The organism is Shewanella pealeana ATCC 700345 (assembly GCF_000018285.1).
GTDB classification, from domain to species: Bacteria; Pseudomonadota; Gammaproteobacteria; order Enterobacterales; family Shewanellaceae; genus Shewanella; species Shewanella pealeana.
The window spans coordinates 5,135,001-5,152,728 of the sequence record NC_009901.1 but is presented as its reverse complement, the minus strand read 5'-3'; the positions used below and the strand labels follow the sequence as shown (position 1 = coordinate 5,152,728).

Sequence of the window (17,728 nt, the reverse complement as noted above, 5' to 3'; positions counted from 1 at the left end):
AGTCGCTTTTAATACCCGTATCGCTTAAAATCAAAACTCAAATATAGCTCTCATTTTTCTAATATTAGATAAAGCACTAGCTCAAGGATATATCCATGGCACTGAATGTAGTGATTTTGGCCGCAGGCAAGGGAACCCGCATGCGCTCAGATCTTCCAAAAGTTCTTCACCCAATTGCACACAAGAGCATGGTTCAGCATGTAATCGATACTGCGTATCAAGTCGGTAGCGATGCTATTCAGCTGGTTTACGGCTATGGCGCCGATAAGTTGCAAGCAAGATTGGGTGAGCAGCAACTAAACTGGGTGCTACAAGCCGAGCAATTGGGCACGGGCCATGCGGTAGCGCAGGCGAGTGCAAATATCGCTGATGATGATACTGTACTGATCCTTTATGGCGATGTACCGCTTATCCAAGCATCTACGCTTGAAGCTTTACTTGCTGCTAGAGAAGAGAATGGTTTAGCTATCTTAACCGTTAACTTACCAAATCCGACGGGTTATGGGCGCATAGTTAGAGAAGGTGGAAGTGTAGTTGGCATTATTGAGCAAAAAGATGCCAATACTGAGCAGCTTGCTATTAATGAGATCAACACTGGCATAATGGCTGCACCGGGTAAGCAACTTAAAGCTTGGCTTGGTCAGTTGTCATCTGATAACGCCCAAGGTGAATACTACCTTACCGATATCGTGGCTATGGCGCACAGAGATGGCGTGGCTATTACCACTGCCCAGCCTGAGTCCGCGGTAGAAGTTGAAGGCGCGAATAACCGCGTGCAGCTGGCTCAGTTAGAGCGTGCTTACCAGGCTCGCGCAGCTGAAAAGCTAATGCTTGAAGGGGCTAATCTGCGTGATCCTGCTCGCATCGATATTCGTGGTGATGTTACTGTGGGTATGGACGTGATGATCGACGTTAACGTGGTTATCGAAGGCAAGGTGACTATTGGTAATAACGTGACTATTGGCGCGGGTGTGATCCTTATCGATTGCGATATTAGCGACAATGCCGTAATCAAACCTTACTCTATTATCGAGAGTGCCAAAGTCGGTGTCGATGCCAGTGCAGGACCTTTTGCACGTTTACGTCCAGGTGCCGAGCTTAAAGAAGATGCCCACATTGGTAACTTCGTAGAGATGAAAAAAGCGGTATTAGGTAAAGGCTCTAAAGCGGGTCACTTAGCCTATATTGGCGATGCGACAATTGGTAGCGGTGTAAACATAGGTGCAGGCACCATTACTTGTAACTATGACGGTGCTAACAAGTTCCAAACCATTATCGAAGACAATGTGTTTGTTGGTAGTGATACTCAGCTAGTTGCCCCTGTGACTATTGGAAAAGGTGCGACGTTAGGAGCGGGTTCGACTATCACTAAAGATGTGGCGGAAAACGAGTTAGTGATTACTCGTGTTAAACAACGTCATTTAACAGGTTGGCCACGACCAGTTAAGCTGAAAAAATAAGCGTGATTTTGATTTTAAAGGCGACCAATTGGTCGCCTTTTTTGTTTTAAATTTAAGCAGTAAAGTAAGGGTATATTGATAATTACACTGCGAAAATTCTGATACAAGCTGTTACGTTTGCGGTTGTTTGTGTTGTGTTTTTCTTGTTTATTAGAGGTGCGTCACTTGGCTTTGTAAAGAAGTGTAAAGAACCTTAAATAAAAATAGTTCTCATTTATATTGCGACTCAAATATTACATTCATGTTTCATTATTGGGGTTGGATATGTCTGTCGGGACGTCATTTAAGTTTTCTCGCGTAGGGTTGGCAATCGTTGCTGCATTGGCTTCATCAACTGCTTTTGCTGAAGAAGCGACAGCAGAATCAAATGTTAAAGTTGATAGCAATATCGAGCGTATTTCCGTTACCGGACGCAGTTTTAATGATTATAACGCTGGCTCATCTTCTGGAGCTATGCGTGGTGACATCGACATCTTAGACACCCCTCAATCAGTTACTGTTATTCCTGACTTTGTGACTGATGAGCAGTTAGCTACAAACCTTTCTGAAGTGCTAGTTAACGACTCGAGCGTAACTGGCGGCTCTGAAAAGTGGAACCGCCAAGTATTTAATATTCGTGGTTTCGAACTTTCTTCTGGCTCAGGCTTCTTAATCAATGGTCAACAGCAGTGGTCTCACTACGTGCAGCCTATTGAAACACTACAACAAGTTGAAGTGTTAAAAGGTCCTTCTTCTATGTTATATGGTCAGTCTGGTCCTGGCGGCTTGATCAACATGGTTACCAAGAAGCCAACCTATGAAACGATGTTGGATATTGGCTTCGATACGGATGAGAATGGCTCGACACGTTTCCAGTTGGACGCTGGTGGTAGCTTAAACGAAGCAGAGACAATTCGTTACCGTACAGTGCTAGTTAAGCAAGATACGACTTATTGGAGAGAGTACCAAGATGGTACTAATCAAGAGCGTGACCGCTGGTTAGGTTACCTAAACCTAGAGTTTGATATTACTGACGACTTAATGTTGTCACTTAAATATGACCATACTCAAGACAAGACGGGCATCGACCGCGGTGGTTGGTTAGATAGCAGCGGTGACCTGATTGGTGGCCGTGACATCATCTGGGATCAGCCTTGGGCGTTTACCGACAACACCATCTCTAATCTAGGTGCAGAGCTGACTTATCACTTGTCTGATGACTGGAAAGTGAAAGCGGGTTATAACGATCAGCAGTTTAATCGTCAGCGTTTAGACTCTTCTCCATCACTAATTAGTGGTTCTGACGATCCATTTACCGATGGCTACTATGTCAGCCCATTTGACCGTTATGATGACTGGCAGCATAAGACGGGCTATGTTGATTTCACTGGTAACTTCTATACTGGTGACATAGAGCATCAGCTGCTTATCGGCGCTAATATGCTGGATTATTACTATGGTCAGCTAAAAGACTCAGGTGAGAAGAAACAAGTTGTGATGCCTGGTCAGCCAATGCCTAAACCTGATCTAGATTATAATCGTGATGAAACTTTGTACGAGAGTGAGTACAAGCACTACGGCTTCTATGTTCAAGATTTAGTTTCTATCACCGACGAATGGCAAGTGCTAGCTGGTGTACGTTATGACGAACAGAAGAAAGAGGGGGCGGGTAATAACAGTTATGCGGTCTCTCCTAAGTTTGGTGTGATTTACTCACCAGCCGATAATGGCAGTATCTATGTTAACTACTCTAAGAGCTTCACGCCGCAAGGGATAGTGAACGACATTGATGATGTTAATGATGGTAAGAACCTAGATCCTGAATACGGTGAACAGTATGAGATTGGTACTAAGTGGGAGCTATTTGATGGCAGCTTACTATTAACTGGTGCGGTATTCGATATTACTGTTTCGAACGTGACCGTAACAGAAGAGATTGAAGGTAGCAGCCAAACCATCACGACCCAGTCTGGTGAACAGCGCCATAAAGGTTTTGAAATGGGCGCTCAAGGTCAAGTTAGCGATAGCTGGTTTATGACGGGTTCTATGATGTACTTAGATGCTGAGTATCTTCGTCCTGAAACAGATAGTTTAAATGGTAAGACTCCTGTTGATGCGCCTGAGTGGTCAGCAAACGTCTGGACTCGTTATGAGATGACAGATGACTTAGCCCTTAACTTTGGTGCTATCTATGTGGGTGAGCGTTTCGCTAATACCAGTAACAGCATTAGCAAAGACGGCTATGTGCGTTTCGATATGGGCGCTGCATACACTATGGACGTAATGGGGAGCGATGTTAGCATGCGTGTTAACGTGAAGAACCTATTCGATACAGATTATCTAGCTGGTGGCACCAACACTGATGTTACTGTGGGTCAAGGTCGTCACTTTAGCTTGGCACTAGAAGCTAAGTTCTAAATAGCGAGTTAAAATCGAAAGAGAAAGCCTCAACCTTAAGTTGAGGCTTTTTTTTGTCTTTTATATCTTAAAATTGGCAATTAAGTTTCGTTTCCCTATAATGTATCTTTCGAACCGAAACTTAGCGAAAGGTTTTATGAATAAACGAAACACTCAACAGCGACGCCACAGCATTATTAGCCTGCTTAATCAGCAAGGCGAGGTGAGTGTTGAGGAGTTATCCTTACGTTTCGAAACCTCTGAAGTCACCATTCGTAAAGACTTAGCCACCCTAGAGAAGAGCGGCCTATTGCTACGCCGTTATGGTGGAGCTGTCGCCGTGCCAGATGAGGTGATGCAGCAGTTCTCTGCCAAGATAGCGCCTAACAAGCTATCTATCGCTAGAGCCGCTGCTGAATTAATTAAAGATCATAATCGCATCATCATCGATAGCGGCAGCACCACATCAGGCTTGATCGGTGAGCTTAACAGTAAACGTGGTTTACTGGTGATGACCAACTCATTGGCCTTGGCTAATGCGATTCACGACCTTGAAAACGAGCCGACCTTATTGATGACTGGAGGGACCTGGGACCCTCACTCTGAGTCCTTCCAGGGCCAGATTGCCGAGCAAGTACTACGGTCTTACAACTTCGATCAACTGTTTATCGGTGCAGACGGTATCGATCTTCAGCGTGGAACTACAACCTTCAACGAACTAACCGGCTTAAGTAAGGTAATGGCCGAAGTATCACGTGAAGTGGTGGTGATGCTCGAGTCAGAAAAGCTGGGTCGTCGTATTCCTAATCTTGAGCTACCTTGGAGCAAGATTAGTGTGCTGGTAACAGACGATAAGTTGCCAAGCGAAGCGCTAGAGACAATTTCTAACCATGGGGTGCGAGTCATTCTTGCACCTTATGCAGGGTAATGATTACAAGCACGTGGCTTGATGAACTATCCATTTCAAATTCAATTTTTAACTTTAACTCTCAAAGAGAGAAGCTAGGTAACTAAATATGTGTGGAATCGTAGGCGCTGTAGCGCAAAGAGATGTAGCTGAAATTCTTGTGGAAGGCCTAAGACGCCTAGAATACCGTGGTTATGATTCAGCGGGTGTAGCGGTACTTAATAACGGTGAGTTAAACAGAACTCGCCGTGTAGGTAAGGTGCAAGAATTGTCTGCTGCGCTTGATGCTGCACCTTTAGCTGGTGGTACGGGTATCGCTCACACGCGTTGGGCGACTCACGGTGAGCCAAGTGAGCGAAACGCGCATCCACATTTATCTGAAGGTGATATCGCCGTTGTACATAACGGGATTATCGAAAACCACAATAAACTACGTGAGATGCTAAAAGGCTTAGGTTATAGCTTTGCGTCAGACACTGACACAGAGGTGATTTGCCACTTAGTTCACCACAAGTTAAAAACTCATGACACGTTACTTGCAGCAGTTCAAGCAAGCGTTAAGCAGCTTGAAGGTGCTTACGGTACAGTGGTTATCGACCGTACTGACAGCGAACGCATGATCGTGGCTCGCTCTGGCAGCCCGTTGGTTATTGGTTATGGTCTTGGTGAGAACTTTGTTGCCTCAGATCAGTTGGCATTACTGCCAGTGACTCGTTCATTCGCTTTCTTAGAAGAGGGCGATGTGGCTGAAGTGACTCGCCGTGAAGTGAACATTTATGATGTTGACGGTAATGCAGTTGAGCGTGAAGTTAAAGAGTCTGAAGTGACTCATGACGCCGGTGATAAAGGTGAATACCGTCACTACATGCTAAAAGAGATCTACGAGCAGCCAACAGCTATCGCGCGCACGCTTGAAGGTCGTATTGCAGGTGGTAAAGTATTAGATACTGCTTTTGGTGATAACGCAGCCGAATTCTTAAAAGACATTAAGCACGTACAGATTATTGCTTGTGGTACCAGTTACCATGCGGGTATGGCTGCGCGTTACTGGCTAGAAGATTGGGCTGGGGTGTCTTGTAACGTCGAAATCGCATCTGAGTTCCGTTACCGCAAATCGCACCTGTTCCCAAATAGCCTGTTAGTCACTATTTCACAATCAGGTGAAACAGCCGATACCTTGGCAGCAATGCGTTTGGCTAAAGAGATGGGCTACAAGGCGACACTGACAATCTGTAACGCACCGGGTTCATCGCTAGTACGTGAATCAGATATGGCTTACATGATGAAAGCTGGCGCCGAGATTGGTGTAGCTTCGACTAAAGCCTTTACTGTGCAACTAGCAGGTCTATTGATGCTGACTACGGCAATTGGCCGTTACAACGGTATGTCTGACGAGATGCAAGCGGCGATTACTCAGAGCCTGCAGTCTATGCCTGCTAAAGTAGAGCAAGCGCTAGGCCTAGACGATGCTATCGCAGAGCTCGCAGAAGACTTCGCCGATAAGCACAACGCACTATTTTTAGGTCGCGGTGATCAATATCCAATCGCGATGGAAGGTGCACTAAAGCTTAAAGAGATCTCTTATATTCACGCTGAAGCTTATGCTTCTGGTGAACTTAAGCATGGTCCACTAGCGCTTATCGATGCCGATATGCCCGTTATCGTGGTTGCGCCAAACAACGAGCTATTAGAGAAACTTAAATCTAACGTAGAAGAAGTGCGTGCTCGTGGCGGCTTGATGTATGTGTTTGCAGATAAAGATGCCGAGTTTGAATCAGATGACACCATGAAGGTGATCCCTGTGCCGCATTGTGATGAGTTTATGGCACCACTTATCTATACTATCCCACTACAATTGCTTTCTTATCATGTGGCCTTGATTAAAGGTACCGACGTTGACCAGCCACGTAACTTGGCTAAGTCAGTTACTGTTGAGTAAGTATTTAATTGGCAATGAGTGAAACAATAAACGGCTACCTAGGTAGCCGTTTTTATATTTAATCAGTTAAGGTGATACTTATTTAAAGCTTATTAAATAAAAACCTTACTATTAAAATGTAATCAATATAAACGCTAACCAGTTATATAGTCGTTAGCGCTATATTATTGCTTACTCTTTACCGTAAACGTTGTTTTCTTGCTCTTGAACACGGATAAAGGTGGTACGCTTAGTTAGCTCTTTTAGAGACGCTGCACCAACATAGGTACAAGTTGAACGTACGCCACCCATAATGTCGTTAATCGTGTTATCGACGCTGCCTTTAAATGGCAGTAATACCGTCTTACCTTCTGCGGCGCGGTACTTAGCAACACCGCCAGAGTGCTTATCCATGGCAGACTGTGAAGACATGCCGTAGAACTTCACCATCATCTTGCCATCTTGCTCAACGACTTCTCCGCCACTCTGTTCGTGACCCGCTAGCATACCGCCAAGCATGACGAAATCAGCGCCGCCGCCAAAGGCTTTTGCTACGTCACCAGCACAGCTACAGCCGCCGTCACCAATGATTTGACCGCCTAGGCCGTGTGCAGCATCGGCACACTCGATAATGGCTGAAAGCTGTGGATAGCCAACACCCGTCTTAACGCGAGTGGTACACACAGAACCTGGACCAATACCGACTTTAACGATATCGGCACCAGCAATGATAAGCTCTTCAACCATGTCACCAGTGACTACGTTACCGGCACTGATCACGGCTTGTGGGTGGGCTTGTCTTACTTTACGTACGTAATCAACTAGGTGTTCTGAGTAACCGTTAGCGATGTCGATACAGATGAAGTTCAGATCTTCAGACTTAGCTAGGATTTCACTCAGCTTGATAAAGTCTGTGTCAGAGGTACCGCTTGAAACCATAACGTGCTGCAGTACTTCAGCCGTTTGGCTAGCAACAAACTCGCCCCACTGCTCGACGCTGTAGTGTTTGTGCACTGCAGTCATCACGTTGTGCTGGGCTAGGCTAGCTGCCATTTCGAAGCTAGCGACAGAATCCATGTTAGCGGCAATAATAGGCACACCAGACCAGGTCTTGCCACTATGCTTAAAAGTAAATTGACGATTTAAGTCTACTTGAGAACGACTCTTTAACGTTGAACGCTTAGGTCGGATAAGAACATCTTTGAAACCTAACTTTAAATCTTGTTCAATACGCATAGTTTATTCCTCACATGGATTTTGCGCGCAGCAAAACCGCCGATAAAAATTAAATTTCATCGGATATTAAGTTAATTCCTGAGTTTATTTCAGGCACAAAAAAACCGGAACGTTTGTGGACGCCCCGGTTTTAGGCATTATAGGAACAGATTTTTTATTAGCAAGTTCTCAAATTAAAACAATCATTTCTGAAAAGCGGATGGTTAATATGTTGTTGGTGTATGTTTTATTTGTGTTCCAATTTAAACCTGCACTGTTAATGCTGGTCCTATTTATACTATAAGCTTTTTATACTTACTATTAGCTATGCTCTGAACGTTACTTTTCTTTCGCGCCCTGAGCTTTAAATACTTTCATATCGAAATTATCTAGCAATAACAGAGTGTCTGCTATGGCAGACTTAAGTTTGGCGGCTGGTGGGTAGTTTGGCTTTTTCGTTTGTTTTAAAGATTCTCTGCGGGTGACAAACTCTAACATTGTCTCAAGGTTTTCAGGACAGTTAATATCGAGTGCGGGGAGTTTTTTGCTGGATGCGTTGTTATAGATCTCAAACTCTTGCTGCAGGTATTCTTGAGCTTCTCTTATTCTTTCCATGTACGAGCGCCTCTTTAATCAATAAACCTACCCCCGAAGCTATCTTATTAATGCACCTTAAACAAGCTAGTGGCGCAAAGTCAGCATTTTAGATGGGGAGTGCTGTCTATAACCTTGCTCTTATGTACTATACGTAGAGAGTAAAACGCCCACTGTTTGCAGCGGGCGTTATCTGATTTAGCCAAACTCACCACTAACATAGCCTTGGGTTCGCTGATCTCGCGGTTGATTAAATATCTGTGAGGTTTCGCCATGCTCAACCAGCTCTCCCATCCAGAAGAACGCGGTTTTATCGGAGATCCGCTTGGCTTGGTTCATCGAGTGGGTGACGATAACAATGGTGAACTGTTTGCGGAGTTCATCCATCAGCCCCTCAATCTTATGAGTAGCTATTGGATCGAGTGCGCTGGTGGGCTCATCCATTAAAATCACTTCAGGCTTCATCGCGATAGTACGTGCAATACATAAACGCTGCTGCTGTCCACCTGATAGGCCGAATGCTGGTGTATTCAGTCTGTCTTTAACTTCATCCCATAGGGCTGCGCTGCGCAATGACTCCTCAACAGTATCGTCTAGCACTTGCTTGTCTTTAACCCCTTGGGCTCTGAGTCCAAAGGCGACATTTTCATAGATACTCATAGGGAAAGGGTTTGGCTTTTGAAACACCATGCCCACACGCATTCTTAGGTGCTTTACATCGACATCTTGATAGATGTTGCTGCCGTCAAACATCACGTCGCCATTGATCTTTACTCCGGCGACTAAATCATTCATACGGTTTAGTGTGCGCAGCAAGGTAGATTTGCCACAGCCTGAAGGGCCAATTAGTGCGGTCACTTGGCGAGCCGGTATGGCTAATGAAATATTCTTTAGCGCATGGTTGTCGCCGTAAAATAGATTTAAGTTGTTCACTTCTAGCTTATTCATGGAGATAACCTTATTTCGATGATTTATTCAAACGCGAGGCAATCACTTTGGTTGCCAGATTTAAAATAAGTACCAATACAATCAATACCGTGGCGGTAGCGTAGGCCTGATCCCACTCGTGCTGGGTAAAGAGTTCTTGGGTCAGTTTATAAAGGTGAACAGTTAGGGTGCGGCCAGACTCTAAGACCGACTCTGGAATTTGGGTCACCATACCCGCAGTTAAAAATACCGGAGCAGATTCACCTATCACGCGGCCGGTACTTAAAATAATCGAAGTGACGATACCCGGCAGAGCGCTCGGTAGAACTAGGCGGCAGATGGTGTAGATTTTAGAGCTACCTAGTGCATAGCCACCTTCGCGATAGCTCATAGGTACGGATAATAGCGCCTCCTCTGTGGTGCGGATAATCACAGGCAAAATCAGCATAGCTAGTGTTAGCGCACCTGAAAGGATAGAAAACCCTAGCCCTAAGGTCGTGACGAAGAAGGTCATGCCAAATAGGCCGTAAACAATCGACGGAATACCGGCTAACGATTCGGTGCAAAAACGGATCACTTGTACCACTTTGCTACCCGGCGCAGCATACTCGGTTAAGTAAATAGCCGTCATGATGCCAATAGGTGCGGCAAAGGCGAGTGATAGGCCGACCATGTACACGGTCGAGACAATCATGGCCCAAATACCAGAGGCTTCGCCGATACGGGTATAGGCGCCTGTAATAAACTCCCAACTGACGTGGTCAAGGCCGTTACTTAGGATGTGCCAAACCACCCAGAGTAAAAATAGCAGCGTGGTTGCTGCGGCTGCCCAAATGGCGCCCAGCATTAATCTATCTTGATTATCTCGTGAAATTTGTATCATTAGTGAGCTCGTTTTCGGTTGAGATAAAGCAGTGAACCGTTTAGTAATACGATAAAGGCCAGTAACACTATGCCTGTCGAGTACAGGGCGTTGGCATGGATCCCCGTGGCGTATGACATCTCCATGGCGATATTGGCAGTCAAAGTTCTTGCTGGCTCTAAAATCGAGCCCGGCATGGCAGGAGCGTTACCCATCACCATAATGATTGCCATGGTTTCGCCAATTGCGCGTGCGACACCTAAGGCTATGCCGGTGTAAATTCCACTGCGAGCCGCTGGAATAAGGACTTTGAATATGCTGAAAATATGCGATGCGCCGAGCGCGAGGGCTCCCTCTTTATAGGTTGGAGGTAGGGCGCGTAGCGAGGTCTCTGAAATGGTAATCACTGTCGGCAAGATCATGATGGCCAATACAATGACACCAGCGAGTATGGTGTTGCCTGCAGGAATATTAAAGATGCTCTCGATGGCTGGCACGATAATGACCAAGCCGAAGAAGCCGTAGACCACAGATGGGATGCCTGCCAACAGCTCAACGGCTGGGCGGATAATATTGGCGAGCCAATTAGGGGCTAACTCGGCCAAAAATACCGCCGTAAGTATCGCGATAGGTACACCAATGATTACTGCGCCTGCGGTTGATATTAATGATGCCACCATCATAGGTAACAGGCCGAATAGCGCAGGTGGAAGCCAGTCTTTACCAAGTAACATTTGAGACACGCCAGCTTCTTTAAAAGCGGGCAGGCCTTCACTAAAAACAAACCATCCTATGGTAGCAACTGAAAGTACGCCTACCATGGCGCAGCTTAAGAAAAGTAGATGAAAGCTCATCTCTTTCCAGTCATAGGACTTAGCGGGGGCAAGCTGCAATCCTTGGGGTTGGGCTTTACTGGCTGTAGTCATGATTTAACCTATACATCTATGTAAAACTGAATCGTTCGATACAGAGGAACTGGTGTTCCTCTGTATTTTTAATGGAGTTACTGAACGCGGATGTAGCCTTCTTCAGCAATAATGTTTTGTCCATCTTCAGAGAGAATGTATTCAATGAAGTTGTTGGCGTTAGCGGGTGCGTTTTTATCAATTAGTACGATAAAAGGACGAGCTATTTGGTAGTCACCCGCGGCAATGTTGTCATCGCTTGCCGCCACACCATTAACATCGATAGCGCGCAGGCTACTATCAACGCTGCCTAATGAGATGTATCCGATGGCGTATGGATTGTTGGCGACAATCGTCTTAATCATGCCATTACCGTTACCCACTTGAGCCGTCGGCGAAATTGCTGTGACTGTGTGGCCGTTAATGGTGCGTTGTAGTTTCATGATCTCTTCAAACGCGCCGCGAGTTCCTGAGCCGTTTTCTCGAGTTACCACAACAATTGGGCGAGCTTCACCACCCACTTGGCTCCAATTTTTAATTTCACCACGATAGATTTTTGATATTTGCTCTTGAGTTAGATTTTTTACCGGGTTGGCATTATTTACTGCGGCTGCAATACCGTCGCGGGCAATCACAACTTCCTTGGTGTCGCTGTTTAGTTCATTGTCTTTCACGTTGCGTGAAGACATGCCAATCATGCTGGTGCCGTCTTTAGCGGCTCTGATCCCAGCCGATGACCCCGTGCTTTGCACTTCAACACTGGTATTGGTGGCGTTTTGATAATTTTCTGCCAAGACTTCCATTACGTGAGCAACTGATGTCGAACCTGATACTGTTACTGTGCTTGCCTGAGCAAGTGGTGCTGTCATTAGACCTACTGCGGTTAACAAGCCAAATACTTTTTTCATTACGATTTCCACTCTATTGTTTGGTCGCTTAGATACGAGTTATTTACAAAACCAAGTTAATGCCTCACTGAAGGCAAGCGCATTAAGACAGAGAAATATGACAGTTCGGTGACAGTTTTATTGGGGCGAGCCTAAGGGATGTCATAACGGAGAAATAAAAGCTCGCTATGATGAGGAGAAGTTGCGGGATATTTGTTAAATAAACAAAAATTAAGGCTACTTTTCTTAAATGTTTAATTTGAGTCACAGTTCAGTGATTTTGGGCGCTTGTACTGGTGATAGCTCATTTTCCTTTGCAGTTAATTGCCGGCTCTTAACTTAATGTTAAGTTTGTTTTAACAAATAAAGTTGGCTTTTGTGCTATGTTTCGCTTGTTCATGTGAGTGATAAATTTATTATTAAACTTTTATGACAAGACCTTGCCGGTTTAAATTAGCAGAGCTTGTGGGGCGAGTATTAGTCTCTCTTCATCGTAAAATATCCAATATGAATGCTTGCTAACCAATCTTATTTACACTATTCACGCAAAAGGTGCCCTATATGACGACTGAAATGATCATGATTGGTATGTCTATTTTGATCTTAGTCGGAATTTTACTGCACCACCCCTCTAGAACCTTAGGTATACCGTCACTACTGATCTTCATGGGCGTAGGACTTATGCTAGGTAATGGCGAATTTAACTTTGTTTATGATGATTTAGAGAAAACGGCTTGGATAGGCGGTCTGGCATTAAACATAATTGTGTTTGTCGGCGGCATAAATACTTCCACCGACAAAATTAAAGTAGCTTATAAAGAGGGGGGCGTGCTGGCCTCCTTTGGAGTATTGTTTACCACGCTGATTTTTGCCGTCATCTTGTATGGGCTGCTAGATTTCGATTTAATTACCTGTTTACTTTTTGCCGCCATAGTGTCGTCCACCGATGCGGCAGCCGTATTCTCCATTCTCGAATCTAAAAAGCTTAAGCTAAAAGAGCAAACTGATACCGTATTGGAGTTTGAGTCGGCTACCAACGACCCCGTGGCTATGCTGTTGGTGATCTTTTTAACTGATATGGCGCTTTCAAGTAGCAAGAGTGTGGTTACATCTGAAGTGGCTATGGAGCTTGTCACGCAAATTGGCGTAGCAATGGTCGTCGGCTGGCTGGTGGCTAAAGTCGCGGTATCGCTACTTAATCGCATTCATCTATCTGAGTTTGGTCTTATTCCTGTGTTCGTGTTGGCAAGCTTCGTGGTGGCAACCTATGGCGCCGAGATGTTAGGGGGTAACATCTTGCTGGCCTCTTATATTGCAGGTGTAGTGATAGGTAATGGTATTAAGCGCGGGCAGTTAGTTAACCAACATTTCTTTAATAGCTTATCTTGGCTGGCTCAGGCACTGATGTTCATTGTGCTGGGCTTACAGATCTTCCCACAATCATTAGCAGCGGTATTTGTGAGTTCGTTATTACCAGCATTACTGTTAATTCTTGTTGCTAGACCATTGGCAGTACAGCTTTGTTACCTGCCATTTGTTAAAGCCAGTTGGAAAAAGCGACTATTTATATCTGCAATTGGTTTAAAGGGGGCCACGCCCATCGTATTTGCTCTTATCCCTGCCGCAGCAGGAGTGCCTGGGGCACTTGAGATCGTGCATATGGTGTTCTTTATCGTATTGTTTTCAGTATTTATTCAGGGAGGGGCGATAGCGCCCTTGGCGAACAAGCTCGGCCTGAATCGTTCCGATAAAGAGTGATGAACTCCTTAAGCTGAAGCGGCTACTAAGGTATTTTTAGACTCGATACCTTTCCATACTTTCTCGTGGAAATAGAACACTACTGTATTGACTGCGGGTTCGATTAACGCCACTGCACCACCTATAACTACGCTTCCTGTTAATAGGTAAGTGATGGTAAAAGCTACACCAAAGTGAAGTATCGCAAAAGTCATGGTTTTAATCATAGTAGGTCCCCCTGTTTAAGTTGACCAAATGATAACGCTTCTCATTTAGATTTGAAAGAGGGTTACTTAGATTAATTTGATGGGGTAAATCGATTAGAAGAATAATTTGATTATATATAGCAGGATAAACCCATCAATAAAGGAAATTCACTGATGGGTTTAGATAAGCAAGTTAAGTGCTAGGAGCGATACTGGTTGCTATTAGTAGTGCCACGGGAAAGAGGAGAAGTCTTGATCGCGCTTCTCAAGGAATGCGTCACGACCTTCTCTCGCTTCTTCCGTGCCATAAGCGAGGCGAGTCGCTTCACCGGCAAATAGCTGCTGACCCACTAAGCCGTCATCTGGGAGGTTGAAGCCGTATTTAAGCATGCGCATTGCAGTCGGTGACTTAGAGTTGATCTCTTTGGCCCACTTTAATGCTTCAACTTCCAATTCTTGATGCGGTATAGCACGGTTAACCATACCCATATCAAATGCTTCTTCAGCAGTGTAGTTAAAACCTAAGAAGAAGATTTCACGAGCGCGTTTTTGACCAATCATCTTGGCTAGGTAAGCACTACCGTAACCAGAGTCGAAACTACCAACATCTGGGTCGGTTTGCTTAAATACCGCGTGTTCTTTTGAGGCTAGGGTTAAGTCACACACCACGTGTAAGCTATGGCCGCCGCCAACAGCCCAACCAGGAACGACAGCAATCACCACTTTTGGCATAAAGCGGATTAGGCGTTGTACTTCTAATATGTGTAAACGCCCCATACGAGCGACATCCGGCGTACCTTCTTCAGCACCTTCATACTTGTAGCCATCTTTTCCACGAATACGCTGATCGCCACCGGCACTGAAAGACCATTGGCCTTTGGCTGAAGGACCGTTACCGGTTAACAGTACGCAGCCTACATCTGACCACTGACGAGCATGGTCTAGGGCGATATAAAGCTCATCGACAGTCTTTGGGCGGAATGAATTTAAGCAGTCTGGACGACTAATGGCAATACGTACAGTGCCCTGATCTTTGGCTCTGTGGTAGGTAACATCTTCGAAATCAAATCCTGGAACAACATCCCACAATTCGGGATCAAAAATGTCAGATACTTGTTGTGTCATGAGCCTATAGCCTCTTATGTCGCTGAAATACAATAATCGCTAAAGGCTAGGCTTAATCAGATCTCAGGTCAATCTAGTTTATGTAGTAACTGAGATCTGTTTCATTAACTATTTAAGCCACTATATCTATTTAAGCTTAAGCAACAGTGTCGTTAGTTAAGCTTATCGCAGATATAGGTTTGGTTTTCTTTGCTAAATGCAGAGTGACTGCTCGCACCGCTGCCACAAAACTCACCTTTAAAATCGTTGAGCTTAGCTTGAGACTCAGTTATGACCTTTAGTGCTTGCTGCTCAGTTGTTGAAAGGCGGTCGGCAATATCCGTTTTTAACAAATCGACTCTATCGTCGATACGCTGGATTTGGGTACCTGTCATGCTATCTAGCTTATCTTCAGCCTGCTGATAAATGCCTTGAACCTCAGATATCGGCTCATCTAAGGTATCGGTTTGCGTATATAGATAGTAGAGAATGCCACCGATAATGGCCAATATGATCCAACCTTTCATCTTTTAGTCCTATCTAGGTGAATAACTTGTAGTATAGGCGTTATAATAAGCTAGTTTTCTTGCAATATTAAAGCTGTAAGGCTGCAAAATGAACGCAGAACAAAATAAAAAAGACTTCTCAAAAGCTGAAAGAATCAAAATCCACCAACCCGATGCGACTAAAGCCGACCGCTTTAATCCGCGTAACCGTATCTATGTTAGAGCCGTAGAAGGGTTATGGACAACTCTACGTCGTCGTTTGGGCTGGATAGCTATGCTGTTCTTTTTACTCTTACCGTGGATCCCTTGGGGTGACCGTCAAGCCGTTTGGTTTAATCTTGCAGAGCAAAAATTCCATGTCTTTGGCTTAACTATATGGCCACAAGATTTTACCTTGTTAGCCGCGCTATTGATGATTGCGGCATTTGGGTTGTTTTTTATCACCACATACTTAGGCAGGGTATGGTGTGGCTATACCTGTCCGCAGACGGTTTGGACCTTTATCTTTATCTGGTTTGAAGAGAAGTTAGAAGGCTCGCGCAATAAGCGTATCAAGCTCGACCAGATGCCATGGAGTTTTAACAAACTATGGCGAAAGACGGCTAAACACGCATCTTGGTTGCTAATCTCTTTGCTTACCGCAATGACATTTGTGTCTTACTTTGTGCCAACCAGTGAAGTCTATAAAGAGGTATTTACTCTAAATGCTAGTGGCGGAGTTTATTTCTGGGTTACCTTCTTCACCTTTGCGACATATGGTAATGCCGGTTGGATGCGTGAGATCATGTGTCTGCATATGTGTCCTTATGCTCGTTTCCAGTCAGCGATGTTTGATAAGAACACATATATAGTTGGTTATGATGCTCAACGTGGTGAAGCGCGCGGGCCAAGATCAAGAAAAGCTGACCCTAAAGCGATGGGGTTGGGTGATTGTATAGATTGTGACTTATGTGTTCAGGTATGCCCGACAGGAATCGATATTCGTAATGGTTTGCAATACGAATGTATTAACTGCGGTGCCTGTATTGATGCCTGCGATACTACAATGGAGCGCATGGGGTATGAAAAAGGCCTTATTAGTTACACCACAGAGAACAAATTAGAAGGGATTAAAGAGAAGGTACTTAGACCTAAGCTTGTCGGTTATGGTGTAGTGCTCTCGCTGATGATTCTTATATTTATCTATGCAACGGCGACGATAGCGCCAATTCGTATAGATGTTATTCGAGATAGAAACCAACTGTTCAGAGAAACAGATGACGGTTTGATTGAGAATACCTTTACTCTGAAGATCCTCAATAAGACAGAAAGCAGTCACCTATATAAGATGAGCGTGGAGGGGTTAGCTAACTATGATTGGATTGGGCCACAAGAAGTGAATATAAAAGGTGGAGAGGTGTTAACTCTGCCAATCAGTGTAGCAGTCGATCCTGTTGACCTATCAAGGGCAATGACTCATATCAACTTTAAAGTGGTTACGGATGACGGTGAGATAGAAGCAAAGCAAGAATCACGCTTCTTCGGTAACTAACCTAAAGACACAAAACATATAAAAATGGGGCTTTTAGCCCCTTTTTTAGACGTATCGTTTGATAAGTGCACGCTTGGTTTGGTTTTTACGTTTTTATTGAGAAAGCCCCTTGCGCTTTAATCTCACATCCCTATAATGCGACCCCACTGACACGGCACAGCAGGCCAACTACCCAGCGTTAAGCTAGATAGCACGGGACTTGCAGCAGTGTTAGAGAGATTAACTTCTACGGAAATTAGCCTCAGGTGATAATCGCTTTAAGAGCTTCATTTGATGTGTCTTGTATAAAGAATCATCGCTTGAAAAACTTCTTAAAATAAGCGCTTGACGCCGACACTGGAGAGTGTAGAATACGCCTCCTCAAGCCAACGACCTAGCGTCCTAGGCTGCTAACTGAGAGACTCGTTCTCAATAGGATTAGCACCGCTCTTTAACAATATGACAAGCAAATCTGTGTGGACACTCACAGAGATTAAGTTATTCGAAATTGTCTCTCACGAGGCAATCAAAAATTGACTTAATGAATGAGTGTTCATAGCAATATGTAATACAGAATTCGTTGAGCCGCTGATTTAGCCTTACTTGTAAGGTGG

Annotated in this window: 15 protein-coding genes; 6 read left to right on the top strand and 9 right to left on the bottom strand. The window is 44.7% G+C overall.

From position 1 onward, the window contains the following. The first annotated feature begins 95 nt into the window (after positions 1–95). The 4 genes from glmU to glmS all read left to right on the top strand — a co-directional run bounded on the left by glmU (position 96) and on the right by glmS (position 6,682). Positions 96–1,460 carry a bifunctional UDP-N-acetylglucosamine diphosphorylase/glucosamine-1-phosphate N-acetyltransferase GlmU gene (gene glmU / locus SPEA_RS22235; RefSeq protein WP_012157424.1) on the top strand — a complete coding sequence of 455 codons (1,365 nt, stop codon included), beginning with the start codon at positions 96–98 and terminating at the stop codon, positions 1,458–1,460. 264 nt (positions 1,461–1,724) lie between these two features. Further along, positions 1,725–3,857 carry a TonB-dependent siderophore receptor gene (locus SPEA_RS22230; protein WP_012157423.1) on the top strand — a complete coding sequence of 711 codons (2,133 nt, stop codon included), beginning with the start codon at positions 1,725–1,727 and terminating at the stop codon, positions 3,855–3,857. A gap of 136 nt (positions 3,858–3,993) precedes the next feature. After that, on the top strand, positions 3,994–4,764 hold the full coding sequence (locus SPEA_RS22225) for a DeoR/GlpR family DNA-binding transcription regulator (RefSeq protein ID WP_041411191.1): 771 nt from the start codon (positions 3,994–3,996) through the stop codon (positions 4,762–4,764). 88 nt (positions 4,765–4,852) lie between these two features. Continuing rightward, the gene (glmS, locus tag SPEA_RS22220; RefSeq protein ID WP_012157421.1) at positions 4,853–6,682 is read left to right on the top strand and encodes a glutamine--fructose-6-phosphate transaminase (isomerizing); all 1,830 of its coding nucleotides are present in this window, start codon (positions 4,853–4,855) and stop codon (positions 6,680–6,682) included. Positions 6,683–6,853: 171 nt separating this feature from the next. Here glmS and SPEA_RS22215 read toward each other — a convergent pair whose 3' ends face one another. The 6 genes from SPEA_RS22215 to SPEA_RS22190 all read right to left on the bottom strand — a co-directional run bounded on the left by SPEA_RS22215 (position 6,854) and on the right by SPEA_RS22190 (position 12,072). After that, positions 6,854–7,897 (bottom strand): GMP reductase, encoded by a 1,044-nt coding sequence (locus tag SPEA_RS22215; RefSeq protein WP_012157420.1) that lies wholly within the window; start codon positions 7,895–7,897, stop codon positions 6,854–6,856. Positions 7,898–8,215: 318 nt separating this feature from the next. Beyond that, positions 8,216–8,491, bottom strand: coding sequence for a hypothetical protein (locus tag SPEA_RS22210; RefSeq protein ID WP_012157419.1), 276 nt, complete (start codon positions 8,489–8,491; stop codon positions 8,216–8,218). Positions 8,492–8,668: 177 nt separating this feature from the next. Beyond that, positions 8,669–9,418 carry a phosphate ABC transporter ATP-binding protein PstB gene (gene pstB, locus SPEA_RS22205; protein ID WP_012157418.1) on the bottom strand — a complete coding sequence of 250 codons (750 nt, stop codon included), beginning with the start codon at positions 9,416–9,418 and terminating at the stop codon, positions 8,669–8,671. 10 nt (positions 9,419–9,428) lie between these two features. After that, complete coding sequence (pstA, locus tag SPEA_RS22200; protein WP_012157417.1) at positions 9,429–10,280, bottom strand: phosphate ABC transporter permease PstA; 852 nt, start codon at positions 10,278–10,280, stop codon at positions 9,429–9,431. Next, a complete protein-coding gene (gene pstC / locus SPEA_RS22195; RefSeq protein ID WP_012157416.1) occupies positions 10,280–11,185 on the bottom strand; it encodes a phosphate ABC transporter permease subunit PstC in 906 nt (301 codons plus the stop codon). Before pstC ends, pstA begins: the two co-directional genes overlap by 1 nt. A 77-nt stretch (positions 11,186–11,262) precedes the next feature. After that, positions 11,263–12,072 carry a phosphate ABC transporter substrate-binding protein gene (locus SPEA_RS22190; protein ID WP_012157415.1) on the bottom strand — a complete coding sequence of 270 codons (810 nt, stop codon included), beginning with the start codon at positions 12,070–12,072 and terminating at the stop codon, positions 11,263–11,265. Positions 12,073–12,612: 540 nt separating this feature from the next. Here SPEA_RS22190 and SPEA_RS22185 point away from each other — a divergent pair. After that, positions 12,613–13,809, top strand: a complete 1,197-nt coding sequence (locus SPEA_RS22185) for a potassium/proton antiporter (RefSeq protein ID WP_012157414.1) — start codon at positions 12,613–12,615, stop codon at positions 13,807–13,809. 8 nt (positions 13,810–13,817) lie between these two features. Here the strand turns inward: SPEA_RS22185 and SPEA_RS22180 are convergent, their stop codons facing one another. The 3 genes from SPEA_RS22180 to SPEA_RS22170 form a co-directional block, all read right to left on the bottom strand. Beyond that, complete coding sequence (locus tag SPEA_RS22180; RefSeq protein WP_012157413.1) at positions 13,818–14,015, bottom strand: DUF2061 domain-containing protein; 198 nt, start codon at positions 14,013–14,015, stop codon at positions 13,818–13,820. Positions 14,016–14,216: 201 nt separating this feature from the next. Continuing rightward, complete coding sequence (locus SPEA_RS22175) at positions 14,217–15,119, bottom strand: 1,4-dihydroxy-2-naphthoyl-CoA synthase (protein ID WP_012157412.1); 903 nt, start codon at positions 15,117–15,119, stop codon at positions 14,217–14,219. A gap of 152 nt (positions 15,120–15,271) precedes the next feature. Then, the gene (locus SPEA_RS22170) at positions 15,272–15,625 is read right to left on the bottom strand and encodes a hypothetical protein (RefSeq protein WP_012157411.1); all 354 of its coding nucleotides are present in this window, start codon (positions 15,623–15,625) and stop codon (positions 15,272–15,274) included. Between the two features lie 88 nt (positions 15,626–15,713). On the opposite strand from SPEA_RS22170, the gene ccoG reads away from it, so the two are divergent. Next, the gene (gene ccoG / locus SPEA_RS22165) at positions 15,714–17,135 is read left to right on the top strand and encodes a cytochrome c oxidase accessory protein CcoG (protein WP_012157410.1); all 1,422 of its coding nucleotides are present in this window, start codon (positions 15,714–15,716) and stop codon (positions 17,133–17,135) included. Positions 17,136–17,728: the final 593 nt, after the last annotated feature.